This window comes from 'Cynodon dactylon' phytoplasma (genome assembly GCF_009268075.1).
GTDB lineage: Bacteria > Bacillota_I > Bacilli_A > Acholeplasmatales > Acholeplasmataceae > Phytoplasma > Phytoplasma cynodontis.
The window spans coordinates 1-9,779 of the sequence record NZ_VWOH01000007.1 but is presented as its reverse complement, the minus strand read 5'-3'; the positions used below and the strand labels follow the sequence as shown (position 1 = coordinate 9,779).

7 protein-coding genes are annotated in these 9,779 nt (G+C 25.1%); all 7 read right to left on the bottom strand.

From position 1 onward, the window contains the following. Nucleotides 1-1,277: 1,277 nt before the first annotated feature. Nucleotides 1,278-1,724 (bottom strand): Panacea domain-containing protein, encoded by a 447-nt coding sequence (locus tag F1741_RS02145; protein WP_152309974.1) that lies wholly within the window; start codon nucleotides 1,722-1,724, stop codon nucleotides 1,278-1,280. Nucleotides 1,725-1,828: 104 nt separating this feature from the next. Then, nucleotides 1,829-3,490 carry an IS3 family transposase gene (locus F1741_RS02140; protein ID WP_152309973.1) on the bottom strand — a complete coding sequence of 554 codons (1,662 nt, stop codon included), beginning with the start codon at nucleotides 3,488-3,490 and terminating at the stop codon, nucleotides 1,829-1,831. A 204-nt stretch (nucleotides 3,491-3,694) separates the two neighbouring features. Then, on the bottom strand, nucleotides 3,695-5,965 hold the full coding sequence (locus F1741_RS02135) for an N-6 DNA methylase (protein ID WP_152309972.1): 2,271 nt from the start codon (nucleotides 5,963-5,965) through the stop codon (nucleotides 3,695-3,697). 31 nt (nucleotides 5,966-5,996) lie between these two features. Then, complete coding sequence (locus F1741_RS02130) at nucleotides 5,997-6,665, bottom strand: hypothetical protein (protein WP_152309971.1); 669 nt, start codon at nucleotides 6,663-6,665, stop codon at nucleotides 5,997-5,999. A gap of 91 nt (nucleotides 6,666-6,756) precedes the next feature. Next, the gene (locus tag F1741_RS02125) at nucleotides 6,757-8,409 is read right to left on the bottom strand and encodes a DEAD/DEAH box helicase (RefSeq protein ID WP_152309970.1); all 1,653 of its coding nucleotides are present in this window, start codon (nucleotides 8,407-8,409) and stop codon (nucleotides 6,757-6,759) included. Between the two features lie 116 nt (nucleotides 8,410-8,525). Next, nucleotides 8,526-8,753 (bottom strand): hypothetical protein, encoded by a 228-nt coding sequence (locus tag F1741_RS02120; RefSeq protein WP_152309969.1) that lies wholly within the window; start codon nucleotides 8,751-8,753, stop codon nucleotides 8,526-8,528. Nucleotides 8,754-8,820: 67 nt separating this feature from the next. Next, on the bottom strand, nucleotides 8,821-9,576 hold the full coding sequence (locus F1741_RS02115; protein WP_152309968.1) for a hypothetical protein: 756 nt from the start codon (nucleotides 9,574-9,576) through the stop codon (nucleotides 8,821-8,823). Nucleotides 9,577-9,779: the final 203 nt, after the last annotated feature.

Here is a 9,779-nt window from a genome sequence, read left to right as displayed (position 1 = left end):
GATTTTAACAAACTAAATAAATTGAAAATAATACAAAAACCAATAATAACACCTATAACAAAACCCGAATAAATTTTGGATGTGACCCAAAATAATGGCACCGTTTCAAAATCCCGTTTTGACTGAAAAAAAGAAAGAAATAAAACTTTTTTTCTTCTCTTTTTTTTTCAAATAGTCAAATCGTTAATTAACTACAGCTAGTATAACTAAAAAAAAAGAAAAGTCAACTAGTATTGTTGACTTTTTTTAAAAAAATAACATTTGCATAAAAGTCTTTCATTTTCAAAAAAAAATGAGTAACTATTAAAAAGTAAAAAATATATTAAAAAAAAACTACGAAAAGTCTGTTTTTCCTAAACAAAATATTACTTAAATTTAATCATAAAAAAACCATTTTTCATCATAAAAAAAGAAAAAACAATCAAGAAAAACATCTTTATTTCTCATATAATCTCTTTTTATAAAAAAAAATGAATACTTAATATTTTACTACTACTCAACCCTCTTTCGTTGAGCTACGTTTAAGTTTTATATAAAATATTTCAAATCTAGAGTAAACCTTTTCCTCATTTAAAACATTTCATATTTTAATTCAAATTTAAAAATTTAATTTTTGAAAAAAAATTTAAAGAAAAAAGAAAGTACCAAAGAAAAAAGAAAAGAAATATATATTTAACTTACTTACTATAGTAAGTAAGTAAGTTAAATATATATATATACTGTTCACTAACGTTCACCCCTATTTTATCTAAAAGAAGTTTTTTTGTCAAGTACTTTTTTAAATTTCTTGACAAAAAAGTAAAAAAAAAATTAAAAGAGAGAGGTTGAGAGGCAAAAAAAGCTTGGGAGAGCTTTTTTTCCTCTCTCCCTCTTTGAAAAAGCTTTTGAAAAAAAGAAAAGCATTCAGAAAAAGGAAAGGATACAGAGGGAAAAAGCTTAGAGGAGCTTTTCCCTCTTCTCCTTTCTTAAAAAAAAATAAAAAATAAATAATATGTAAAAGTATTTCAGGATATAAAAAAAGAAAAGAAAAAGAAAAAAAAGAAAAAAAGATATGTGTCCGCCGCGTGCCCGCCACTTTTCTAACTAAAAAAGCCCTCTTAAAAGAGAGCTGATTAATTAGTTATTTTTACATTAACTCATGTTGTAAATTTGATGATTTAAATCAAAACAAATAAGACCAAAAATTTTCCCTTGTAAATCTCTATTCATAAAACCAATTACTCTGATAGATGGAAAACGAAATCGATTATTTAAATAATTCATTTTAATATCTAGCTTTAACGAAAAACTTTGCGAAAAAATTTAACTAAAGCTTGGTCAGTGATAACATTTTGTTCCCAATCATGGCTCATGTTGTAAGCATCTAACCAAGGATCTTCATTATGAGTTTGTTCACTCAAATCCCCAGAATCTAAATGACCATATCTTTGAATAATTTGATCTAAAGAAGCTTTTTGTATTTCAGTTAATTGATGGAAATCCCCTTTCTCAGTGGATTTTAATGGTAAATAAGAGTATTTACAAAATGTTTGATATAATTCTGGAAAAACAGGACCATAAATCCAAGCTTGTAAAGTATTATCAACTAATTTTTCTTTTTGTTTAACTAGATGATAAGCATGAGCATAATAAATCAGTTTTTGTAGTTTCATATTAGTAATACTAGGTATTTTTTCAATCAAATAATTAGCTACATCAAAAATATTTATTTTATTTTGAGTCATCAACTTACTCCTTAATATTTTTATGGATATGAGGAACCATTAATAATATATTTGTTAACTATACTAATGATATCTTTATTATTAAGATATGTAAAGTAAAAAAATTAAAGTATTTGTATTTGTTTCTGTTTAAACTGGTAAGGAGATAAATAATTTAAGTATTTTAATCTTCTTTTACGGTTATAGTATTCGATAAAACGAGTTACTTTACGTTTGATTCTTTTGAAAGTTAAACGTTTTTTGTTTTCATTAAACATTTTTTCATTCTTTAAAGTACTAAAAAACGACTCTACGCAACTGTTCTGTTGTGGTGCTTGCTTTTCAGAAAAACTAGGAATTAAATTTTTTTCTTGTAAAATAGTTTTAATTTTTTGATGAATAAATTGGACTCCTTGATCAGAATGAAATAAACCAGCTTCTTTCAAAACTGGTAATTTTTTTAAAGTTTGACTAATCAAATGATGGTCTTGTTGTTCCGAAAAAGTATAAGCAATAATTTCTCGATTATATAAGTCCATAATTACTGCTAAATAAAGAAATTGGTTATTTTCTCCATAAGGAAGATAAGTGAAATCGCCACAAAGTTTTTGGTAGGGACGTTGAGCTCGAAAATTATTTTGAAGGAGATTAAAACGTGCTAAAGGCTTTTCGTAACCATTCTTTTGTCTTTTATAACTTTGCAGAAAAAAACTATTTTTAGGAGTTTGGCATAGGCAACCGAATTTCTTCATTTTGCGATAAACTGTTTTCGGATTAACTTTAAAACCAACTAGTTTCAGTTTACAGTGTAAACGCCGATAACCTAGTAAATAACGACCTTCTCCTTCACTGTTAAAATCACGATGACGTTTGGCTATTTTTTGAAGAGCTAAATCTAAAACAGTAACTACAGCTTCTTTACTTTCGCCCTTTAACCAACGATAATACGTGCTTTTAGGAAAATTTAACCATTTTAAAAGCTGATTTAAACCTACTTTAGGAGCATATTTAGTGATGATCTTTAAATAAAGTTGGGGGTTGTTTTTGGGTTTTAAAGCTAAGATTTTTTTAATTTCTTTTTTAATTGAGTCAAAAAAAGGATGATAAAATTTTTTTTGATAACGGTAATTTTTGCCTCTCGGTTGAGAAAGATGATGGAGTTTTTGTTGTTTAAACCACGAATACCATTTTCTAATTTGCCAACGACTTTGAATACCGAAATGAGCTTGAATTTTTTTACTAGTCCAACCGGCTTGTTTGGCTAAAACTACTTTAATTTTAGTATCAAAAGAATAATAATGTTTTTGACCAGGATAATGAGTAATTTTAAATTGTTTCAACCATTTATAAATAACCGTATGAGTGTTTAATCCAAACTTTTTAACAATTTCTTTATCCTTCATGCCTTGAAGTTTAGCTTGGATAACAGCTTTTCTGGTTTCTAAAGAATATTTTAGTTCTTTAGAAGGATAATGAGTTATCTGAAATTGTTTCATACATCTCTTAATAACAGATTTACTACTAATTTGAAATTTTTTAATAATTTGTGGGTTACTCATACCTTGAATTTTAGCTTGAACAACGGCTTTTTTAGTTTCTAAAGAATAATGTTTTTTTTTACCAGGATAATGAGTAATCTTAAACTTTTTCATCCAATCATAAATGTAAGAAGCATGTTTAATTTGGAATTTTTTGATAATATCAGTCTCTTTCATGCCTTGAATTTTAGCTTGAACAACAGCTTTTTTTGTTTCTAAAGTATATTTTTTCATTTTTTTAGAAGACATTATTGAGTATTACAACCTCTTTTTTCTCTTTTCATTACTTAAATACGAACATTCTTATTATAAAGAGTTTTTTAGTAATTAATCAGGTGTTTTTTGTTAATCTCCTAAATAAAAGTAAAAAAGTAAATAAAAAGACTACTAAGTTAGTCTTTTTTTTATTGAAAAAATTGTATGGTAAAGGAAAATTATTTAGTATTAAACTATTTAAATTTTTTCAAATTTATTCATTAATAATTTTTTGATTTTTTGTTCAATTTGTTGTTTAATTTGTTTTTTTTCTTTTTCTATTTTTTTCAATTGATGATGTCTTTTTTTAAAAAAATCGTTATATTGGTATAATTCTGCCTGATTAAAAGGTATAATAGTGTTTAAAAAATCATTTTTTTTCACACTTCTTCTATTACTAGTACCAGAACTTATTTTTTCAAAATAATTAATAAAATATTCATTATTTAATAAATGAGTTAAAAAATCAAGATTTAAAAATTGATAATCTTTTTTTAATTTAAAACAACAATAAGTATTTGAATAAAGGGCATTTCTTACTTCTGGAATGATTTTACTAAAACATCCATTTCTAGCATCAATTGTTGAATAAATAAAATCTTCATCTTTAATAACAAATCTTTGACTACCAAAATCTTTTCCTTTTTTGAATTTAACTTGAGCCTTTTTTCCTCTAAAACATCTTTTTTGGATTCCTTGACCATGTACTTTCAAAGTGATTTCAAAGTATTCTTTTTCTGATTCTAATTTAATACTATGACGAGAAAAGGATAAAATATCATTTATTCTAATACCTTTTATATCTTTTTGTAAATTATTCGGTTTAAAAGAAAAATTATTATCAGCAATTTCTTTCCATGTCATTTCTGTTTTATCTAGGTATTCCTTAGGATTTTTTAAATAATTAATTAAATCATTAGCATCAATTTTATTTTTATTTTTATTCAAACTAAAACCTACATGATGAATATTAATAAACTCTAATTTACCTGGGATACCTTGGTATTCTAAATAAAGAATACATGTTTTAGCTGTTGTATAAGGTTCAAAAACTCCTTGTGGTAAAGAAAAGATTTTAACATTATAATGATTAATAATATATTCTCTTATATTTTTTAATGGTTGATGAAAAATAAATTGTTCAGGAATAACAATACAAGCTCGAGAATTTAAACTTTTTTTCAAAGAATCTAAACAATGTTGAATGCAAAGAGCGTTACCGTTATTAGAATTTACAGGATATAAAGAAGCAATATGATAATCAAACTTATTAATAGGCAAGTTAAAAGGAATATTAGTCATTACAACATCATATTGGCTAGTTCTTTTATTTATTAAAGAACCATCTTTTTGCTGGATAATGTTTGCGTGTCCATCTCCTACTAAAATCATATTCATTTTAGCAACATAGGCGATATTATTAATATCTGTTCCGAAAATAGATGTTTCACGAAGTATTTTAAATTTTTGTTTTTCATTATCTAGGATTTGTTTTTTCATATATTCAAAAGTATTAATTAAAATACCGCCTGAACCGCAAAAAGGGTCATAAATTTTTTCTCCTATTCGAGGTACTGTTAAATGACACATAAAACGAATAATATTACGAGGAGTAAAATATTGAGCTAAATCATCATTTAAACCTCTGTAACCTAAAAAAAATTCAAAGGCATTTCCTTTAATATCTAAAGAAGTATTGGTAAAATCAATTTCATTTAATTTCTGTATAATTTTCGCTACTTCTTTATTATTATATTCTGGATCTAATTGTAATTTTTCTCCATACTTCCCCATTTGATATTGATTATTTAATTTAGCTAAATTACCATTGATTAAATATATTTTTTCGGATATTTCTGCTTGAACAATATTTTCCCAAAGATTTTTATTTTCTTTTTCTGATATTAAACGAAGAAACAATATTTTGCAAAATTCGGTAAATCTTTCGTCTCCTTTTTTTAACCCTGTTGTCCAAAGAATATCTTCTATTTTTTTTAATTCATGAATAAAATTAGTTTCAGAAGTAATTTTTTTACCAAAATTAAAATCAATTTTAGGCGTTTGAATAAATTTTTTTAAAGTTTTTTTATCAATAAAATCAGTTAAAGGAGTGTTACCGTATTGTAATTCTTGCTTGAATAAAAGATGTTTAGTAAATAAACGAAATCCATCATAAGTAAAAATAATAGGTATTCCCAAAATATTAGCATAATTTTCCGCTTGTATTTCAGCTTGAAACAAATTACTATGAGGTTTTTTAGTTTCAATAATAGCTAAAGGTTTTTCTTGATCATAAATAATAAAATCAGGTTTTTTTTTATTTAATTTGATAAAATCATAACTATTTTTAGGTTTATATTGATAAACATCTTGAAAAGGATTTTGAAAATCTAAAATATAACCTAATTTTTCTAGTTTACGTACTACTTTTTGTTCAATATCTTTTTCTGTAATAGCATTAAAATTCATAGCAATATAATTCCTCTTTTAATATTTAATTTTATTTAACATTAAACTTTTCCGTATACACACTGAGGGTGTTGCGAACCGGATTAAAGTGTAAATGATATTGTTTACGCTGAGATATTTGTTTCTGAGGATCATAAGGTAAATTCGCATCCCCAATATAATAATCTTTATCTTCATCTAAAAGATATTGAGGTCCCGTATAATAAAGCCATACTCGTCCTAAAACTTCTTCACATCTTAGGGTGATATATTGATTTAATGGCGAATCTAAGACTGTTCCTTTACTCAAAGTAGAATTATAAAATACTGGGACACCAGAATCAGTAGCACGCCATTCTTTAAAAGGGTTTTTAACAAAAGGTAAGAAATCCGTGGGTTCTTGTTGAGTTTGACTACGTTGTTTTAAGAAAGTAATTAAATAAGGATTTTGAGCTTCTATCGGTTTTTGTTGTTCTTTTTCTAATTCCTTTTGATAATAACCTAACCCGTTTAAACCGTAAAAAGTATATCTTTTTTCAATCATAGGTTGGTTATTATCTAGATATTTTCTCATTTCTTGAATTTGTGGTTCTGGAATGGGGATTTGTTTAAAAGGTGGTTGAGGTAGTAATGAACCAATCACAAAGAAAAGAATGACTAAAAGGAGCAAAAGAATGATGAGCCATTTGAGGATTTTTTTTAGATTTAAGTTTATTTTCATAATTACTTTTACTCCTTTTTATTAAGTGCAAGAAAGTTTAAGAAAATTAATTTTATATTTCAGTTTTTTTTATTCTTTTATAAAAAAATATTTAAAAAATAACTAAATTTTGAGAAATATTTTCTAAACATAATTCCAGTTTTTCTATGCCTAAAATGTTTTTAATTTTTTCTATTTTAAAACAAATAGTTATTAAAAGACTTGCTTGAAAACTTGTTAATTCTTGTTTTTTTGATTCCTCCAATTCTCTAATTAATTCAGGAAATTTAATATTTTTTAGATTATTTAATTGTTTTTCACTAATACCTTTATTTATATTTCTTTTGTAATGTGTTTTTTTTTCATTTTCTAAATTTTTAAGCCATTTTTCTCCTTTAATTAAACAATTTAAATAATCTTTATCTTTATTTAAAGTTAAAATATTAAAATCATTATCTGTTTTACCTGAAATAACGATAAATTCTTTTTTATTTATTAAATAAACAATTAAAACCCAAGATTCCTTATTATAATATCCTTTTGTTATAAAACCTGTGATGTTTTCTTTATTAAAAATTTTATACCATTCAAATTCAGAATCTTTTAATTTTTTTTTAATTTTTATTTCAGTAATATTAATTTTTTTTGTTTCATATTCATCGGTATAAATGTATTTAGATGGTTTTCTACTTTCTGAATAATTATTTCTTTCTTTGGAATATCTTTTTATATATCGTGAATTACTTTTGTATTCTTCTTCTAAAACATAATAAATATGCTCAAATATATGTTTTTTATAACCCCAACATATAATTAGACATTTTTTTCCGTTATTATTCCTCAAACCACGACCTATTATTTGATAAAAAGTAGTTCTAAAACGTACAGGACGCAAAATCATAATACAAGATACAGATGGTTCATCGAAACCTTCTGTTAAAATGTTGCAATTAATTAAAATTTGTATCTTACCTATTTTAAAATCATTTAAAATCTCTTTTCTTTGATAAAAAGTCGTTTTTTCCGAAATAGATTCTGTTTTTATATTGTTTTTTTTAAAATGTTCTGTAACACTATTAACATGTTTTAAATTAGTGCAAAAAATAATAGTTTGTCTATCTTTAGCATATTCTTTCCATTTATCAAAAACTCTATTATTTAAAAGAAGGTTGTTTACTATTTCTTCTGCTTGATCCATATCATATTCACCATTTTTATATTTTAATTTAGCCATTTTTTCTTGAATATTTTTATCTTCTAAAATGATGATTTCTTCTTCTGGTTCGATTAAATAACCTTCTTTAATAGCTTCGTCTATTGTAATTTCATCAGCAACATTATCGAATGTATCTAATAAATTTATTCCATCTCCTCTTTCTGGGGTAGCAGTAAAACCTAAAAGCTTAAAATTATCATTTTTCATTTTGAAATAATTAATAATGTTTTGATACAAAGAAGCTGATGCACGATGTGCTTCATCAACAATCAACATATCAATAGCATCTAAATTTAACAAATTTTTATCTAATCCAAGAGTTTGAAACATAGCAAAAATAGCTTGTTTATCCCAATCTTTATGTTTGCCATCAAATAAACCTGTGGTAATATAAGGATTAATTTCTTCAAAACGTTTTTTATTTTGAACATTAATTTCATCTCTATGACATAAAACACATATTTTTTTTACTTGATTTGTTCTAAAAAAGTATTCTAAAAGTGCAGTAAATATAATTGTTTTGCCTACTCCTGTAGGTGCAACACACAAACTTTTTTTTTTTATTTCTTAATGTTTTTACAATATTATTAGCAAATTTTTTTTGACGTTTTGATAATTCTATCACAATTTTTTTATTTACTCTCTTATATTTTTTTAGAATTATTTTAACATATAAGCAAATTATTATCTAAAAATAAGTGTTTTTTTTTAGAAAAAATAATAAAATTATCTAAATATTTTCTCATTTCTTGTATTTGTGGTTCAGGAATAGGGATTTGTTTAAAAGGTGGTTGAGGTAGAAATGAACTAATCACAAAAAAAAGAATTACTAAAAGGAGTAAAAGAATGATGAGCCATTTGAGGTTTTTTTTTAGATTTAAGTTTATTTTCATAATTACTTTGACTCCTTTTTAGTCATGTTTTAATATTCTTTTCACTAATTGTTATTTTAACGGAAAATTATTTATTAACATTAAACTTTTCTGTATAAACACTTAAAGTGTTTCGAACCGGATTAAAGTGAAGGTGATATGTTTTCCGATTATAAAAACGCTCATTTTCATTGCTGTAATATAAATTAGCATTTCCAATATAATAGTCTTTATCTTCTTCTAAGAGATATTGGGGTCCTTGATAATCAAATGAAAATTCACCTATTGCTCTCTTTCCTAATCCTGGATTTATCTTAAAATTTTTAAGATATAAAAATAAAAGAGAATCAAGGGCAGTAGCTTTCCTAAAAACACCGTCGTCTTCAAATGGTCTAAGATTATCAGTTTCTTTCCAATCACCAAAAGGTTGTTTTTGGAAAGGTAAGATATCCGTGGGCTCTTGTTGAGTTTTAAGACGACTTTGATACAATGTTATTTTATTTTGATCTTTAACTTTTTCTTCTATTTCTAAAGGACTTAATTTGGCTGCTTCCGGATCTTGTTTAGCTAATTCTTCAGCTGTAGGTTTCTTTTCTTCTTTTTCTAATTCTTTTTGATAATAACCTAAACCATTTAAACCATAGAAAGTATATGTTTTTTCTATCATAGGTTGGTTATTTATTGTCCATCTACGCAGTTCTTGAACTCTAGGTTCCGGAATAGGTATTTGTTTAAAAGGAGGTTGAGGTAAAAACGAACCAATCACAAAGAAAAGAATGACTAAAAGGAGTAAAAGAAAGATCAGCCATTTAATTATTTTTTTGAGATTTAAGTTGATTTTCATTATTTCTTTTACTCCTTTTTAGTAATGATTTTATCTTTTATTGAGTATTAAACTTCTCCGTATACACACTGAGGGTGTTTCGAACCGGATTAAAATGTAAATGACATTCTTTTCGAGGATAGAATCCTACCCAAACTCTTTTTTGTTCTGGACTGTAAGGTAAACTCGCATCCCCAATATAATAATCTTTATCTTCGTCTAAG